1 pseudogene is annotated in these 380 nt (G+C 64.5%); it reads left to right on the forward strand.

The annotated features are described in order from the left end of the window. Window positions 1–380 (forward strand): annotated as a pseudogene (locus tag QOL99_RS17695) (ISNCY family transposase); the annotation flags it as partial.

Genomic DNA, 380 nt, shown 5'->3' on the forward strand with positions numbered 1-380 from the left:
TCCTCAAGGTCACAGCGAGCTACCGTCCGCACCTGTTCCACAGCTATCGCCTCCCTGGCCTCCCCCGCACCAACAATGATCTGGAACAGTTCTTCGGTGCTGCTCGCTACCACGAGCGGCGGATTTCTGGGCGGAAGGTCGCCTCGCCCAGCACCGTCATCCGGGGGCAGGTTCGCCTGGTCGCCGCCTTCGGCACTCGTCTTTATCCACCCACGGGACCTGACCTCCAGCCCCGCTGCTTGATGGCCTGGCATCGTCTGCGGGCCGGACTGGAAGTCCGGCATGAGGCACGACGTCAGCAACTCCGCTTCCGCCGCTCCCCGGATCAGTACCTGGCCGCCTTGGAAGATCAACTCCTCAAGCCCCCTTTGCCGTCATAG

It is taken from the genome of Deinococcus rhizophilus, assembly GCF_030271215.1.
Classification (GTDB): Bacteria; Deinococcota; Deinococci; order Deinococcales; family Deinococcaceae; genus Deinococcus; species Deinococcus rhizophilus.